This window comes from Micromonospora sp. NPDC048871 (genome assembly GCF_043198155.1).
Lineage (GTDB): Bacteria > Actinomycetota > Actinomycetes > Mycobacteriales > Micromonosporaceae > Micromonospora.
Genome location: NZ_JBICUM010000004.1, coordinates 87847 through 102772, shown reverse-complemented (window position 1 = coordinate 102772; position 14926 = coordinate 87847). Strand labels below are relative to the sequence as shown.

General features: G+C 71.1%; 15 protein-coding genes. 11 read left to right on the top strand and 4 right to left on the bottom strand.

The genetic code is table 11. The features are described from left to right. The first annotated feature begins 106 nt into the window (after nucleotides 1-106). Genes ACGFIK_RS11930 through ACGFIK_RS11920 form a run of 3 tightly spaced genes read left to right on the top strand, consistent with a single transcriptional unit; the run spans nucleotide 107 to nucleotide 3224 of the window. The gene (locus tag ACGFIK_RS11930) at nucleotides 107-1258 is read left to right on the top strand and encodes a Gfo/Idh/MocA family oxidoreductase (protein WP_327026006.1); all 1152 of its coding nucleotides are present in this window, start codon (nucleotides 107-109) and stop codon (nucleotides 1256-1258) included. Further along, nucleotides 1255-2409 (top strand): dihydrodipicolinate synthase family protein, encoded by a 1155-nt coding sequence (locus tag ACGFIK_RS11925; RefSeq protein ID WP_327026005.1) that lies wholly within the window; start codon nucleotides 1255-1257, stop codon nucleotides 2407-2409. The genes ACGFIK_RS11930 and ACGFIK_RS11925 overlap by 4 nt, the downstream gene beginning before the upstream one ends. Continuing rightward, a complete protein-coding gene (locus ACGFIK_RS11920; protein WP_327026004.1) occupies nucleotides 2406-3224 on the top strand; it encodes a sugar phosphate isomerase/epimerase family protein in 819 nt (272 codons plus the stop codon). Before ACGFIK_RS11925 ends, ACGFIK_RS11920 begins: the two co-directional genes overlap by 4 nt. A gap of 33 nt (nucleotides 3225-3257) precedes the next feature. Here ACGFIK_RS11920 and ACGFIK_RS11915 read toward each other — a convergent pair whose 3' ends face one another. Further along, nucleotides 3258-4214, bottom strand: coding sequence for a 5'-3' exonuclease (locus ACGFIK_RS11915; protein ID WP_327026003.1), 957 nt, complete (start codon nucleotides 4212-4214; stop codon nucleotides 3258-3260). Nucleotides 4215-4244: 30 nt separating this feature from the next. On the opposite strand from ACGFIK_RS11915, the gene ACGFIK_RS11910 reads away from it, so the two are divergent. Beyond that, nucleotides 4245-4625 (top strand): VOC family protein, encoded by a 381-nt coding sequence (locus ACGFIK_RS11910; RefSeq protein ID WP_327026002.1) that lies wholly within the window; start codon nucleotides 4245-4247, stop codon nucleotides 4623-4625. Between the two features lie 13 nt (nucleotides 4626-4638). Here the strand turns inward: ACGFIK_RS11910 and ACGFIK_RS11905 are convergent, their stop codons facing one another. Continuing rightward, nucleotides 4639-4851, bottom strand: a complete 213-nt coding sequence (locus tag ACGFIK_RS11905; protein ID WP_327026001.1) for a hypothetical protein — start codon at nucleotides 4849-4851, stop codon at nucleotides 4639-4641. 177 nt (nucleotides 4852-5028) lie between these two features. Here ACGFIK_RS11905 and ACGFIK_RS11900 point away from each other — a divergent pair, with 177 nt between their 5' ends. The 5 genes from ACGFIK_RS11900 (at nucleotide 5029) to ACGFIK_RS11880 (ending at nucleotide 11255) form a co-directional block, all read left to right on the top strand. Continuing rightward, complete coding sequence (locus tag ACGFIK_RS11900) at nucleotides 5029-6144, top strand: Xaa-Pro peptidase family protein (RefSeq protein WP_327026000.1); 1116 nt, start codon at nucleotides 5029-5031, stop codon at nucleotides 6142-6144. Continuing rightward, nucleotides 6141-7283, top strand: a complete 1143-nt coding sequence (locus ACGFIK_RS11895; protein WP_327025999.1) for an acyl-CoA dehydrogenase family protein — start codon at nucleotides 6141-6143, stop codon at nucleotides 7281-7283. The genes ACGFIK_RS11900 and ACGFIK_RS11895 overlap by 4 nt, the downstream gene beginning before the upstream one ends. A 39-nt stretch (nucleotides 7284-7322) precedes the next feature. Further along, nucleotides 7323-7820 carry an Lrp/AsnC family transcriptional regulator gene (locus tag ACGFIK_RS11890; RefSeq protein ID WP_327025998.1) on the top strand — a complete coding sequence of 166 codons (498 nt, stop codon included), beginning with the start codon at nucleotides 7323-7325 and terminating at the stop codon, nucleotides 7818-7820. Nucleotides 7821-8118: 298 nt separating this feature from the next. Continuing rightward, complete coding sequence (locus ACGFIK_RS11885) at nucleotides 8119-9573, top strand: polysaccharide pyruvyl transferase family protein (RefSeq protein WP_327025997.1); 1455 nt, start codon at nucleotides 8119-8121, stop codon at nucleotides 9571-9573. Next, a complete protein-coding gene (locus tag ACGFIK_RS11880) occupies nucleotides 9570-11255 on the top strand; it encodes a CDP-glycerol glycerophosphotransferase family protein (RefSeq protein WP_327025996.1) in 1686 nt (561 codons plus the stop codon). The genes ACGFIK_RS11885 and ACGFIK_RS11880 overlap by 4 nt, the downstream gene beginning before the upstream one ends. A gap of 68 nt (nucleotides 11256-11323) precedes the next feature. Here ACGFIK_RS11880 and ACGFIK_RS11875 read toward each other — a convergent pair whose 3' ends face one another. Continuing rightward, nucleotides 11324-11932: a histidine phosphatase family protein gene (locus tag ACGFIK_RS11875; RefSeq protein ID WP_327025995.1), complete on the bottom strand. Its 609-nt coding sequence runs from the start codon at nucleotides 11930-11932 to the stop codon at nucleotides 11324-11326. A gap of 154 nt (nucleotides 11933-12086) precedes the next feature. Between ACGFIK_RS11875 and ACGFIK_RS11870 the strand changes: the two genes are divergently transcribed. Then, on the top strand, nucleotides 12087-12272 hold the full coding sequence (locus tag ACGFIK_RS11870) for a CsbD family protein (RefSeq protein ID WP_327025994.1): 186 nt from the start codon (nucleotides 12087-12089) through the stop codon (nucleotides 12270-12272). Nucleotides 12273-12335: 63 nt separating this feature from the next. Here the strand turns inward: ACGFIK_RS11870 and ACGFIK_RS11865 are convergent, their stop codons facing one another. Beyond that, a complete protein-coding gene (locus ACGFIK_RS11865) occupies nucleotides 12336-13739 on the bottom strand; it encodes a lysine 2,3-aminomutase (RefSeq protein WP_327025993.1) in 1404 nt (467 codons plus the stop codon). 134 nt (nucleotides 13740-13873) lie between these two features. On the opposite strand from ACGFIK_RS11865, the gene ACGFIK_RS11860 reads away from it, so the two are divergent. Further along, nucleotides 13874-14926: a zinc-binding alcohol dehydrogenase gene (locus tag ACGFIK_RS11860; protein WP_327025992.1), complete on the top strand. Its 1053-nt coding sequence runs from the start codon at nucleotides 13874-13876 to the stop codon at nucleotides 14924-14926.

The following is a 14926-nucleotide window of genomic DNA, read 5'->3' as shown; positions in this document are numbered from 1 at the left end:
CGGACGGTTGCGCAGGTCGCGGGAGGGGAAAGCCCTTGCCTGTCGGCTGGGACTCGCTCTAGGCTCGCAGGAAAGCGCTTACCTGACTCGTTGCGGAAGGACCCCCATGACCCGCAGGTCGATCGGCATCATCGTCAACGGCGTCACCGGCCGGATGGGTTACCGGCAGCATCTGGTGCGTTCCCTGCTGGCCATCCGGGACGCCGGTGGCCTGCCCCTGGCCGACGGCACCACCATCTGGCCCCACCTGGTCCTGGTCGGACGCAGCGAGACCAAGCTACGCGAGATCGCCCAACGGCACGGCCTGGAGGACTGGACCACCGACCTGGCGGCGGCCCTGGCCCGCGACGACGTCGAGATCTACTTCGACGCCCAGGTCACCCAGCAGCGGGAGAAGGCCATCCGGGCGGCCATCGAGGCCGGCAAGCACATCTACACCGAGAAGCCCCTGGCCGCCGACACCGCCGCCGCCCTGGACCTGGCCCGGGCGGCCCGCTCCGCCGGGGTACGCACCGGGGTGGTGCAGGACAAGCTGTTCCTGCCCGGCCTGCGCAAACTCAAGCGGCTGCTCGACGGCGGCTTCTTCGGCCAGGTGCTGTCGGTGCGCGGGGAGTTCGGCTACTGGGTCTTCGAGGGCGACTGGCAGCCCGCCCAGCGCCCCTCGTGGAACTACCGGGCCTCCGACGGCGGCGGCATCGTGGTGGACATGTTCCCGCACTGGCACTACGTGCTGGCGGAGCTGTTCGGCGAGGTGCGCTCGGTCTCCGCCACCATCGCCACCCACATCCCGTGTCGGGTCGACGAGGCCGGCCGGCCCTACCCGGCCACCGCGGACGACGCCGCGTACGCCGTCTTCGAACTGGCCGGCGGGGTGATCGCCCAACTCAACTCCTCCTGGGCGGTGCGGGTGTTCCGCGACGAACTCGTCGAGTTCCAGGTCGACGGCACCGAGGGCAGCGCGGTCGCGGGGCTGCGCCGCTGCCGGGTGCAGCACCGGGCCCTCACCCCGAAACCGGTGTGGAACCCCGACCTGCCGGTCACCGAGGACTTCCGGGCCCAGTGGGCCGAGGTGCCGGACAACGAGGACTTCGACAACGGCTTCAAGGTGCAGTGGGAGGCCTTCCTGCGGCACGTCGTGGCCGGTGAGCCCTTCCGGTGGGATTTCCTGGCCGGTGCCCAGGGGGTGCAGTTGGCCGAGTTGGGGCTGCGCTCGGCCCGCGAGGGCCGCCGCATCGAGGTGCCGGAGCTGTCGCTGTGAGCGGCACGAGCGTCACCCTGCCCGGCGGACGGCGACTGCGGCTGGCCGGGGGGACCGGGCATCCGCGCCCCGACGGCCCGCCGCGCAGCCGCATCGCGTACGCCGCCGCGCATGTGGTGGCCGACCCGGGGGCGGACAACACCCCGGGCACCTCGGCCACCCTCGACTGGGACCGCACCCTGGCCTTCCGCGAGCACCTCTGGTCGTACGGGCTGGGGGTGGCCGAGGCGATGGACACCGCCCAGCGGGGCATGGGCCTGGACTATCCGACCACCCGGGAGCTGATCCGGCGCAGCGCCGCGCGGGCCCGCGCGGTCGGCGGCCGGATCGTCGCCGGGGTCGCCACCGACCAGTTGCCGCCCGGCCCGGCCACCCTGGCCGAGGTCACCGCCGCCTACCACGAGCAGCTGGCCGACGTGCAGTCCGCCGGTGCCGTGCCGGTGCTGATGTGCAGCCGCCACCTGGCCGCCGCCGCCCGGCACACCGAGGACTACCTGCGGGTGTACGACGAGCTGCTGACCGCCGCCGAGGGCCCGGTGGTGCTGCACTGGCTGGGCCCGATGTTCGACCCGGCGTTGACCGGCTACTGGGGCTCGACCGACCTGGACCTGGCCGCCGACACCGTCATAGAGCTGATCAAGGCCCACGCCGCCCGGGTGGACGGCATCAAGATGTCCCTGCTGGACGCCGGTCGGGAGGTGGCGCTGCGGCGGCGGCTGCCCGCCGGGGTGCGTCTCTACACCGGCGACGACTTCCACTATCCGGAGCTGATCCGGGGGGACGAGGCCGGGCACTCCGACGCCCTGCTGGGGGTCTTCGCCGCGATCGCCCCGGCCGCCGCCGCAGCCCTGGCCGCCCTGGACCGAGAGGACCTGACCGGGTACGACGAGATCTTCGCCCCTACCGTGCCGCTGGCCCGGCACCTGTTCGCCGCCCCCACCTGGTACTACAAGACCGGCATCGTCTTCCTGGCCTGGCTGACCGGCCACCAGGACCACTTCACCATGGTCGGGGGCCTGCAGTCCGGCCGGTCCCCGGAGCACCTGGCCACCCTGCTGACCCTGGCCGAGGAGGCCGGTCTGCTCCCGGACGCCGACCTGGCCGCCGCCCGCGCCCGGGCCTTCTTCACGGTCGCCGGGGTGGCCCAGTGACCGCCGACCGTACGGCGCTGTGCCGCTTCTCCCTGAACCAGGCCACCACCCAACACTGGCCGCTGCCCGAGGCGGTGGCCGGTTGCGTGGCCGCCGGGGTGCCCGGCATCGGGCTGTGGCGGGAACCGGTGGCCGAGTACGGCCTGACCCGCACCGCCGACCTGGTCCACGACGCCGGGCTGGCGGTGACCACCCTGTGCCGGGGCGGCTTCTTCAACACAAAGGACTGGCGCGACGACAACCTGCGGGCCATCGAGGAGGCCGCCACCCTGGGCGCACCCGTGCTGGTGCTGGTCTCCGGCGGGCTACCGGAGGGCAGCAAGGACCTCGACGGGGCCCGGGCCCGGGTGGCCGACGCGATCGCCGAACTGGCCCCGCACGCCGATGCCGCCGGGGTCACCCTAGCCATCGAACCCCTGCACCCGATGTTCAGTGCCGACCGCTGCGTCATCTCCACCCTGGGCCAGGCCCTGGACATCGCCGAACGGTTCGACCCCGGGGTGGTCGGGGTGGTGGTGGACGCCTACCACGTCTGGTGGGACGACACCGTGTACGCGCAGATCGCCCGGGCGGGGGAGTGGATCGCCTCCTTCCAGATCTGCGACTGGATCACCCCCCTGCCGGAGGGGGTGCTGCTCGGCCGGGCCCTGCCCGGCGAGGGCTGCATCGAACTGCGGCGGCTGCGGGAGGCGGTCGACGCGGCCGGCTACACCGGCCCGATCGAGGTGGAGGTCTTCAACGCCGAGGTCTGGGCCCGCCCCGGCGACCAGGTCCTGGCCGCCTCGATCGACGGCTACCTGCGCGAGGTGGCCTGACCGGCCCGTGCACTGCCGACGAGGGAAGGGTGACTACTCGGTGTCTCGGGCGGCCAAAGCGTCGACCAGGCGGCGGGTGGAGCCGGCCAGGTTCCACCGCTGGGCCAGGTCGAGGAGCCGCTCCGGGTCGGCGGGGGCGGTCGGCAACTCGGTGGGCAGCGGCGGCAGCGGCACGTCCAGGGCCACCCGGACCACCTTCGGGGCCACCGCCAGGTAGTCCCGGGCGGCGGCCAGCTTGGTCCGCAGCCCGGGTGCGAAGCCGGAGGCCGGGTCGTCCAGGGCGGCCAGGATGCCGGCGATGTCGCCGTAGCGGTCGATCAGCCGGGCGGCGGTCTTCTCCCCGACCCCGGCCACCCCGGGCAGCCCGTCGCTGGGGTCCCCGCGCAGGGCGGCGAACTCGGCGTACCGGTCGGCCGGCACCCCGTACCGGGTCCGCACGGCGTCGTCGTCGCAGTCCTCCAGTTTGGCTACCCCTCGGCCGATGTAGAGCAGCCGCACCCCGCGGGCGTCGTCGATCAACTGGAACAGGTCACGGTCGCCGGAGACCACCTCCACCGGCCCGGGTTGGGTGACCGAGAGGGTGCCGAGCACGTCGTCGGCCTCGTAACCGGCCGCCCCGACCACGGTGATCCCCACCGCCTCCAGCACGTCGAGGATCATCGGCACCTGGGGGGTCAGGGTGTCCGGCACGACCTCACCGCCCTCGGGGGCCACCCGGTGCGCCTTGTACGACGGCAGCAGGGCGACCCGCCAGTCCGGTCGCCAGTCGTGGTCCATCGCGCACACCATCCGCCCCGGCCGGCGGGTCCGCACCAGCTGGGCGAGCATGTCCAGGAAACCGCGTACCGCGTTGACCGGCTGGCCCTCCGCGGTCTTCGCGGCGGACTCCGGAATGCCGAAGTAGGCGCGGAAGTAGAGACTGGGGGCGTCGATGAGCATGATCGGGGTCTGCGGTGCCACGTCCGATAGCCTGGCACACCCCACCGACATTCCGCGCTTGCGGCACGACCAGGAGGACTGATGCCCTTACCCACCCGGTTGACCCTGACCACGGTCAACCTGGACAGTCCCGACCCGGCCGCGCTGGCCCGCTTCTACCTGCGGCTGCTGGGCTGGGAGATCGGTGTCGAGCAGGCCGACGACGTCATCCTGCGTGCCCCCGAGGGCGGGGTGGGGCTGTCCTTCCAGCGGGAACGGGCGTACGTGCGCCCCACCTGGCCGGCCGAGCCGGGTCGGCAGCAGATGTCGATGCACCTGGAGATCGGCGTGGAGGATCTGGACGCCGCCCTGGACCATGCCCTGGCCTGCGGGGCGACCCTGGCCGACTATCAGCCGCAGGACGACGTCCGGGTCTGCCTGGACCCGGACGGTCATCCCTTCTGTCTGTGGTTGATGTCCTGAGTCGACATCCGGGTCAGCTCGTGGCGCGTCGCCGTCGGACGGCGTACGGCAGCACGAACAGGTACAACCCGGTGAGCAGGAGTATGGCCAGGGGGAGCAGCGGCAGGTAGAAGACCCACTCGACGGGTTCGGCCCGGGTGGCGGCGACGAAGGCGGCGATGACGGTCACCACGAAGGTGACCGAGATCCATCGATGGGTCTGTCGGACTATGGTGTTCCAGCGCATGGCGACCTCCAGCGGAGACGAGCTGCCCGGCCGGCGGGTGACGCCGAGCGGGATGTCCTGAAGGTCAGCTTGCTGCGTCGCAGCGTGAAGTGCTTCTCGATTCCTGACCGGTCGGGCGGAACCCCCGCAGCGTGACCGTCCACCGGTCCGCCCCCAAACGACCGTTAAGCTGTCCGGGTGGGAATCGACGAACTGTACCCGCCGCAGCGGCTGGTAGCCGCGCAGCGCGCCATCGCCACCGCCGGCCTGGACGCCCTGCTGCTCAGCCCCGGCTCCGACCTGCGCTACCTCACCGGGTACGACGCGCACGCCGGCGAGCGGCTGACCCTGCTGGTGCTGCCCGCCGAGGGTGAGCCGACCCTGATCGTGCCTACTCTGGAACGACCGGCGGCCGAGGCCTCCCCGGCACCGGCCACCGGGGTACGCATCATCGACCACACCGACGGCACCGACCCGTACCCGCTGGTGACCGCGGCCCTGGGCGGGTCGGTCGAGGCGGTGGGACTGGCCGACCGGATGTGGGCCGAGCAGGTCCTGGCCCTGCGTGCCGCGTTGCCCGGTGCCCGTCAGCGGCTGGCCTCCGAGGTGCTGCGGGAGTTGCGGATCGTCAAGTCACCGGCGGAGGTGGCCGCATTGGCCGAGGCCGGTGCGGCCATCGACTCGGTGCACGAGCGGATGGGCGAGTGGCTGCGGCCGGGGCGTACCGAGGTGGAGGTGGCCGCGGACATCGCCGCGGCGATCCGGGCCGCCGGGCACGTCACGGTCGACTTCGTCATCGTCGCCGCCGGGCCGAACGGGGCCAGCCCGCACCACGGCACCAGTGACCGGCCGATCGGGGCGGGGGAGCCGGTGGTGGTGGACATCGGCGGCACCATGCCCTCCGGTTACCGCTCCGACTGCACCCGCACCTTCGTGGCCGGTGGCCGCCCACCGGCGGAGTTCGTCGACTACTACACCGTGCTGCGGGACGCCCAGCAGGCCGCCGTGGCGGCCGTCCGGCCGGGGGTGAGCGCCGAGGCGGTCGACACGGCCGCCCGCGAGCCGATCACCGCCGCCGGGTACGGCGAGGCCTTCCTGCACCGCACCGGCCACGGCATCGGCCTGGACGGTCACGAGGAGCCCTACCTGGTGGCCGGCAACGACCGTCCGCTGGCCGCCGGGATGGCCTTCTCGGTGGAACCGGGGATCTACCTGGCCGGGCGGCACGGGGCCCGGATCGAGGACATCGTGGTCTGCACCCCCGAGGGCGTACGCCGACTGAACACCACCACCACGGAGCTGATCGAGCTATGACCGTCGAGCGGATCCTGCCCACCGACGAGGCCCACGACCTGCTGGAGTTGGCCACCGAACTCGCCGACCGGGAACTCGCCCCCAAGGCGGTCGAGTACGAGCAGCGCGCCGAGTTCCCCCGGGAGACCCTGCGCACCCTGGGCCGGGCCGGCCTGCTGGGGCTGCCCTACCCCGAGGAGTACGGGGGTGCCGCCCAGCCCTACGAGGTGTACCTGCAGGTGCTGGAGATCCTGGCCGGGCGCTGGCTGGCCGCCGCCGAGGCGGTCAGCGTGCACACCCTGTCCTGCTACCCGGTCGCCGCCTTCGGCACCGAGGCCCAGCGGGAGCTGCTGCCGGACATGATCGGCGGGGAGCTGCTGGGCGCGTACTGCCTCTCCGAGCCCCAGGGGGGTTCGGACGCCGCGGCCCTGACCACCAGGGCGGTCCGCGACGGCGAGGAGTACGTCGTCACCGGCACCAAGGCCTGGATCACCCACGCCCACACGGCCGACTTCTACAACATCTTCTGCCGCACCGGCGGCCCCGGCCCGAAGGGCATCTCCTGTCTGCTGGCCGACCGGGGCACCCCCGGCATCGCCCCGCAGGCCGCCGAACGCACCATGGGGCTGCGCTCCTCCCCGGTGGCGCAACTGGTCTTCGACGAGGCCCGGGTGCCGGCCGAGCGGCTGATCGGCGGCGAGGGCAAGGGCTTCACCATCGCCATGGCCGCGCTGGACTCCGGTCGGCTCGGCATCGCCGCCTGCGCGGTGGGGCTGGCCCAGGCGGCGCTGGACTACGCGGTGCAGTACGCCCGGGAGCGCCGGCAGTTCGGGCGGGCGATCATCGACTTCCAGGGCCTCGGCTTCATCCTGGCCGACCTGGCCACCCAGATCTCCGCCGCCCGGGCGTTGATGTTGGCCGCGGCCCGGCTGCGCGACGCCGGCCGGCCGTACTCGGTGGAGGCGGCCAAGGCGAAGCTGTTCGCCTCCGACGTGGCGATGCGGGTGACCACCGAGGCCGTGCAGGTGCTCGGCGGGGCCGGCTATGTGGCCGACCACCCGGTGGAGCGTTACTTCCGGGAGGCGAAGGTGTTGCAGATCGTCGAGGGCACCAACCAGATTCAGCGGATGGTGATCTCCCGGGCCCTGGCCAAGGGGTGAACGTCGCACATCGGGCGCATTCCGGGTAGGTTGCACGCCGTGGAGGAGATCGATCGGGCCATCGTCGCGGCGTTGACCGCGGACGGTCGGCTGTCGTACACGGACCTTGCGGAGCGGGTCGGCCTGTCGGTCTCGGCCGTGCACCAGCGGGTCCGTCGGCTGGAGCAGCGCGGGGTCATCAAGGGGTACGCGGCCCGGGTCTCCTTCGAGGCCCTGGACCTGCCGCTGACCGCCTTCGTGGCGATCCGGCCCTTCGATCCCTCGCAGCCGGACGACGCCCCGGAACGGCTGGCCCACCTGCCGGAGATCGACTCCTGCTACTCGGTGGCCGGTGAGGACTTCTACCTGCTGCTGGTGCGGGTGGCCGGGCCGGGGGACCTGGAACGGGTGCTCCAGGAGATCAGGACTTCGGCCAATGTGACGACCAGGACGACAGTGGTGCTCTCCACCCCGTACGAGCACCGCCCGCCCAAGGCCGCCCAGCCGATCGAGCAACCCAGGCCGCGGGGCGTCCCCGCCGAGCCTTCCGGTTCCTAGCCGGAGGGCTCGCGAGGGGGCGGTCCGGGGTCGGCGGTGATCAGCCGAGGCGATTGTGTGAAATGGGACGAGATGATCAAGAACATCCGACCCCGGTTCAGTGAACTCACGGGATGCGGAGCTAGGATCCATCCCTGATTCGGCGGAAGTGCGACCCGATCGTGAGCGGCGCGAGCCGATCCGCGGCGTGCCTGCCGGCGCCGCGGCACGGTCTCGTCAGGTGTGTCGTCAAGGGGAGGATTGAGATGTTCCGACCGCTATGGTCGAGGTTCAGCCAGTCGGATTCCGAGGTCCGGTCATGACGCGCATCCTCGTCCGCGCCGGCAAACATCCGGCCACGGTGCTGTCCCACGAGCAGAGCCTGGCCACCTCCCGGCTCGGGGTGTTCGGCTCCAACTCCGGCAACATGCTCTTCTACAGCGCGGTCTTCCGGGCCCTCAGCGTGCCCGGCGCCGAACTGGTCGCCAACTCGTACGTGCACGAGCGTCCGGTGCATCTGGGCCGGTACATCGAGCGGACGAACGAGGAGTTCGACCGGTTCGTGCTGCCGATGGCCAACTCCTACCGGGACACCTTCCTGCCGCACCTGGAACGGCTGGCCAAGGTCATCGAGAAGCTCACCATTCCGGTCACGGTGGTCGGCATCGGCGCCCAGCTGCCGTACGGCACCGAGTTCGACTCCCTGCCCGACGAGTACAAGCGAATCGTCACCCGGTTCACCCGGGCCGTGCTGGACCGCTCCGCCTCGATCGGGGTACGCGGCGAGTACACCGCCCGGATGCTGAAGTACCTGGGCTTCGGGGACGAGCACGTGCGGGTGATCGGCTGCCCGTCGATGTTCGGCAACGGGCCGCTGGGGCCCCTGGTGCGCAAGGTCGGGCACCTGCGCTACGACAGCCCGCTGGCCATCTCGTACACCCCCAAGGTCAAGGGGGTGGACCGGCTGGTCGAGGCGAACACCAACCGCTACCCGAACAGCGTCATCGTGCCGCAGCAGCATCACCGGCTGGCCCTCATGCTCTGGGGCGAGAACCCGGCCAAGGTCGGCAACAAGCGGATGCCGATCCACACCGAGCACCCGCTGTACGTCAACGACCGGATGCGGTTCTTCGTGGACGCCTCGACCTGGGTCGAGTTCATGGCCGAGCAGCACTTCGCCTTCGGCACCCGCATCCACGGCAATGTCGCCGCCGTACTGGCCGGCACGCCGGCGGTGGTGCTGGCCCACGACTCCCGTACGGTCGAACTGGCCGAGTACCACGGCATCCCGTACCGCCTCTACGCCGACCTGCCGCCGGACGTCGACGCCCAGCGGCTGTACGAGGAAGCCGACTTCGACGCCTTCCTGCCCCGCCAGGTGCCGACCTTCGAGACCTACCTGCGGTTCCTGGAGCACAACGACCTGGAGCACGTGTTCGCGCCGGGCAAGGAGAACCCCGACTACGACAAGGCCCTGGCCGCCGCCAAGTTCCCCGGCCCGGTGCACACCCTGATGGCCTCGGACGAGGTCGGACGCCGTCAGATCATGTCGCGCCTGCGGTGGCTGCGGCAGGGCCACGAGGGTGACCTGGCCCGGCCTGCCTATGACTTCGAACCCCCCTTCCGCGAGCCCCGCGGATACAAGTCACTCGAGGAGCGGGTAACCCAGTTGGAGAAGGAACTCAAGGTTCAGCAGAACTTCCTGGCGTCCTGGCGTGGCCGGGTCAGCCGGGTGCTGCGGATGAACGGCACGTCGACGGGCGCCCGGCGGTGAGCGCCAAGTCCGGCTTGCGGGGGTGGTTGGCGGGTCGACTGCCCACCCTGGCCGCCGAGGTGGCGGCGGTGGTCGCTCTGCTGTTGGCGGCGGTGGCGGACTCCCCGCTGTGGGCCCTGCCCCCGGCCCTGATCGCGGTCGGTCTGCTCGGCTACACCTGGCGCAACGCCGTCAGTGGCGGCTCGGCGGCCTCCGGTTCGACCATGATCACCCGGCTGCTCCTGTTGGCCTGCGCCTACCTGCTCGGGGTGGTGCACTCCGGGGCCGGCATCGTCCTGGCCCTGGGGGTCGGCGGGGCCGCTCTGGCTGTGCTGGCCGAGTCTGCGGTGACGGCCACCTCCCGGTCGGTCTACCCGGTGTCGGCCAATCTGCGCGGCAGTGGCCTACGGCCCAATCTGCGCCCCAACACCAGCCGGGCGGTGCTGGTCAACGGCGCCGCCGTGGTGGTGGCCCTGGGCTGCGGGTTCCTCGGCACCCTGGAGGTCGTCTCCCTGGTGGTGTCGGCCGCCGCGCTGGCCCTGGTCGCGTTCACCGGCTGGCAGGCGGTGACCCGGGTACGGGCCCGGCACGCCAGTGAGACGAGGCTGACCGCCGCGCTGACCGCCTACGAACCGGCCTTCCTGCTGCACTGGGAGGCACCGGCCGGCACCGCGTACCAGGTCGGCATGTGGCTGCCGTACCTGGAGCGCCTGGGCAAGAAGTTCTTCGTGCTGGTGCGTTCCGAGGCCAACTTCAACGAGGTGGTGCGGCTGACCACGGCGCCGGTGGTGCTGCGGGCCGGGCTGACCCAGATCGACGACGTGATCGTGCCGTCGCTGCGGGCGGCCTTCTACGTCAACACGGCGACGAAGAACAACCACCTCGTGCGGTACACCAACCTGACGCACATCCAGCTCAACCACGGTGACAGCGACAAGGTGCCGAGCCACAACCCGGTCTTCCGGATGTACGACCGGAACTTCGTAGCCGGTCAGGCCGCCATCGACCGGTTCGCGGCCAACGGGGTGAGCATGCCGGCGGAGATGTTCCGCATCGTCGGGCGTCCGCAGGTGGAGAATGTCGCCATCGCCGCGGCCCCGATCGCCTCGCTGACCGCGCCCCGGGTGCTGTACGCCCCCACCTGGGCCGGCTTCTACGCCGACTCGAACTACTCCTCCCTGCTGGTGGGCTACGACATCGTCAAGGCCCTGATCGCCCGGGGATGCAGCATCGTGTTCCGGCCGCACCCGTACACCATTCGCTCGGCGGCCCTGACCCAGGAGTCGGAGCGGATCAAGGCGCTGCTGGCCGAGGACGCGCGGACCAGTGGCCGCAAGCATCTGTTCGGCGCGCAGGCCGAGTCGAAGATGTCCGTGGTGGACTGTTTCAACGCCTCGGACGCGATGGTGTCGGACGTGTCCAGTGTGGTGGCGGACTACCTGTACTCGGAGAAGCCGTTCGCCATGGTCGCGGTGTCGGCGCCGGCCGACCGGTTCACGGACGCCTTCCCGCTGGCCCGGGCGGCGTACGTGATCGACGCCCACACCGGCCGGGTGTCCGGTCTGGACCTGGTGCTCGACGACCTGCTCGGCAGTGACCCCCTGGCGGCCACCCGCCACGACCTGAAGAAGTACTACCTGGGGGACATCCCCGCCGAGGGGTACGCCCAGCACTTCCTCGACGAGGCCAACAGCTACCTCTGATCGGGCCAGGGACCGGCTCCGGCTTTCGGCGTGACAGCGCCGGGGCCGGAGCCGTTCTCGTTGCCGGGTCAGTGCCGGGCGGTGGTGGGGGGTATCTCGGCCGGTGGGGTGGGCGGGTGGTTCCAGCGCAGGACGACCCGGCGGGCGTGTTCGTGGCCGAGCAGGCTGAGGGTGCCGGTGTCCAACCGCAGCAGTCCGCCGGCCGAGGGGGGTAGCCCGATCCACCGGGCGGCCAGCACCCGCAGCGAGTGGGCGTGTCCGATCAGGGCCACTGCACCCTGATCGAGGAGGGGGTGCACCCGGGCGAGCAGGCGGTCGACGCGTTCGCCTACCTCGTCGGGGGATTCGCCGCCCGGGCAGCCGTCGGTCCACACGCTCCATCCGGGATGTTCCTGGTGGATGTCGGCGGTGGTCCGTCCCTCGTGGTCGCCGTAGTTCCATTCCGCCAGGTCCTCGTCGGTGTCGGTGATGCCCAGGTCGGCCAGTCGGGCGGTGTGCACCGCTCGCAGTCGGGGACTGGCCAGCACGGCGACGAACCGCTCCTCGGCGAGGGCGGGGCCCAGGGAGCGAGCCTGTCGCTCACCGTCCGGGGTCAGCTCCAGATCGGTGTACGAGGTGTGTCGGCCGGCGGTGCTCCAGGCGGTGGCGCCGTGCCGGATGAGCGTGATCTGTCCCATTGGCCCAGTCAACCAGCCGCCGCCTTCACCCGACTACCTAGCGTCCTAGGACGCCCTACGCGATGTACGCCCCACCACCGGGTTTTCACCGACGGTGCCCGGGGACACCGACAAGAACGGGGTTCACCCGTCCCGGCCGAGCAGAGGAGGCGAGATGAGCTTCATCGACAAGGCGAAGAGCAAGGTCGAGGAGATGAGCGGCACCGCCAAGGAGCGCATCGGCGACATGGCCGACAACGAGCGGATGCGGGCCGAGGGGGCCGGTAAGCAGGCTGAGGCCCGGGCCCGGCAGGCCGGCGAGGACGCCAAGAGCAAGGCGAAGAACGCCTTCAACAGGTGAGACGCCGACGCCAGGGGCCCCCGGATCAATCCGGGGGCCCCTGGCGGTACGTGTGGTCGGTTGCTACTCGTCGCGGTGGGTCAGCCACCACTGCTGGCCGGCCTCGGGCAGGGTGTCGATCGGGTCGTAGTAGGCGTACCGCTTGTTCAGGGCCGCCAGGTCGGCGGACTCGATCGAGGTGCGGTAGTTCTTGGTCCAGTAGGAGATGCCGCGCTCGCGGTCGTACTCGGTGATCATGTGCACCCAGCGCTTGCCGACGAAGGGCACGTCGCAGACGATCCGGGGGGTGGCGTACCCGGGCAGGTAGCCCATGATGTCGTGCTGGAGCTGCTGGGCGTGCCAGACCGGGACCCGCCAGTGTTCGGCGTTGGGGATCATGTCGCACATATAGAAGTAGTACGGCAGGATGCCGGCTTCCCCCTGCAGGGCGAAGCACAGGTCGAGCAGGTCCTTGCTGGTGGCGTTGACGCCGCGCATCAGCACACCCTGGTTGCGGACGTCGCGTACCCCGACGTCCAGGGCGGTCTGGGCGGCCTTGGCGACCAGGGGGGTCAGCGACTGGGCGTGGTTGACGTGGGTGTGGATGGCCAGGTTGACGCCGCGGCGGGCGGCGGTGCGGGCGACCCGTTCCAGGCCCTCGACGACGTCGGGCTGGAGCCAGTGCTGAGGCAGGCCCATGAGGGCCTTGGTGGCGAGTCGGATGTCCCGGATGGTTTCGATCTCCAGCAGGCGCATCAGGTAGGACTCGAGATTGCGCCAGGGGATGTTTGCCACGTCTCCGCCGGAGACGACCACGTCGCGTACGCCGGGGTGGGTTTTCAGGTAGTTGATGTGGGCGTCGTACCGGTCGACGGGTTTGAGGCTGAGTTTGAGCTTGTCGACCGCGGGGGTGGAGTTGCCGACCAGGTCCATGCGGGTGCAGTGGCCGCAGTACTGGGGGCAGGTGGCGAGGAGTTCGGCGAGGACCTTGGTGGGGTAGCGGTGGGTCAGGCCCTCGGCTACCCACATGTCGTGTTCGTGCAGGGAGTCACGGCTGGCGTAGGGGTGGGAGGGCCAGTCGGTGCGTCGGTCGGAGGCCACCGGGATCATGTAGCGCCGGATGGGGTCGGCTAGCAGGGCTTCGGTGGTCGGTGGCGCGAAGGGCACCATGGTGTTGATCATCTGGGGTGGCACCAGCATGGACATGGTGGCCAGGGCGCGTTGGTCGGCTTCCAGGTCGGCGTAGAAGCTCTCGTCGACGGTGTCGCCGAGCACGGTGCGCAGTTGTTTGACGTTCTTGACGCAGTTGACCCGCTGCCATTGGGCGTTCTCCCACTGGTCGCGGGTGACGTGGCGCCAGCCGGGGAAGCGGGTCCAGTCGGGTTCGACCAGGGGGGTGCGGCGGTATTCGTAGGGCTGGCCGGGGGTGTCGACGGGGGCCGGCTGGGGTGGCGCGGTGCGCTGCACCGGCGGGTGGGTCTGGGTCACGGCCCCTCCTGGTGGTTGATCGATGACCCCGAAGGGTACTGGAAAATATCCGGTCAAGAAATTAGTCTGCCGTAAGTTTTCCCGCCACGCGACTCCCAGCCGGGGGTTCAGGCGGCCATGCAGGGGAGGTCGGGGTGACGTCACCGGTGGGTCTGCACCGCGTCGTGGAGCCGGCGGGGGTGCTGCCGCAGGCGGCCTGGCGGCTGGATGCGCGTGCGGAGATCGCGGCGAACGAGGTGCGGATCCGGGTGGAGCGGCTGAACCTGGACGCGGCGAGTTTCCGTCAGCTGTTCGACAAGCACGGCGGTGACGGTGCTGCGGTGCGCGCCGAGGTGCTGGAGATCATCTCTACCCGGGGCAAGATGCAGAACCCGGTGACCGGGTCGGGTGGCATGTTGATCGGCACGGTCGAGGAGGCCGGGCGGCGTTCGCCGTTGGGTCTGAAGCCGGGGGAGCGGGTCGCCACCCTGGTGTCGTTGACCTTGACGCCGCTGGTGGTCACGGACGGTCTGGCCCGGTGGGACGGGCTCAGCGAGCAGGTGCCGTGTGAGGGGTGGGCGATTCTGTTCGCCCGGTCGATCGCGGCGGTGTTGCCGGAGGATCTGGATCCGCAGTTGTCGCTGGCGGTGCTGGATGTGTGTGGGGCGCCGGCGTTGACGGCGCGGGTGGTGTCGCGGTGTGTGGCCGAGCGGTCGGGGGATCGGCCGGTGTCGGTGGCGGTGATCGGTGGTGCGGGCAAGAGTGGCTCGTTGTCGCTGGCGGCGGCGCGGCAGGCGGGGGCGGGTCGTACGGTCGGGGTGGTGCCGGTGGTGGCGGAGCGGGACGCCCTGGTGGCGGCCGGGTTGTGTGATGCGGTGGTGTTGGCCGACGCGCGGGATCCGGTGGGGTTGTCCACGGCGGTGACGACCGCGCTGGGGGCGCCGGCTGATGTGACCGTGGTGTGTGTGGATGTGCCGGGGTGTGAGCACGGGGCGGTGTTGGCCACGGCGGACGGCGGCACAGTGATCTTTTTCTCGATGGCGACGAGTTTCGCCGCGGCGGCGTTGGGGGCCGAGGGGCTGGCGGCGGACGTGACGATGCTGGTCGGCAACGGGTACGTGCCGGGGCACGCGGAGTTGGCGTTGGGGTTGTTGCGCAGTGATCCGGGGGTGCGGGGCCTGTTCGAGGCGCGGCTGGCGGCAGACTGA

What these genes read in the sequence shown, in the direction of transcription:
- ACGFIK_RS11915 (WP_327026003.1), bottom strand. Translation starts at nt 4,214, where the DNA reads ATGTCGGTGGGGTGTGCCAGGCTATCGGACGTGGCACCGCAGACCCCG.
- ACGFIK_RS11895 (WP_327025999.1), top strand. Translation starts at nt 6,141, where the DNA reads ATGACCGTCGAGCGGATCCTGCCCACCGACGAGGCCCACGACCTGCTG.
- ACGFIK_RS11885 (WP_327025997.1), top strand. Translation starts at nt 8,119, where the DNA reads ATGACGCGCATCCTCGTCCGCGCCGGCAAACATCCGGCCACGGTGCTG.
- ACGFIK_RS11930 (WP_327026006.1), top strand. Translation starts at nt 107, where the DNA reads ATGACCCGCAGGTCGATCGGCATCATCGTCAACGGCGTCACCGGCCGG.
- ACGFIK_RS11870 (WP_327025994.1), top strand. Translation starts at nt 12,087, where the DNA reads ATGAGCTTCATCGACAAGGCGAAGAGCAAGGTCGAGGAGATGAGCGGC.
- ACGFIK_RS11910 (WP_327026002.1), top strand. Translation starts at nt 4,245, where the DNA reads ATGCCCTTACCCACCCGGTTGACCCTGACCACGGTCAACCTGGACAGT.
- ACGFIK_RS11875 (WP_327025995.1), bottom strand. Translation starts at nt 11,932, where the DNA reads ATGGGACAGATCACGCTCATCCGGCACGGCGCCACCGCCTGGAGCACC.
- ACGFIK_RS11905 (WP_327026001.1), bottom strand. Translation starts at nt 4,851, where the DNA reads ATGCGCTGGAACACCATAGTCCGACAGACCCATCGATGGATCTCGGTC.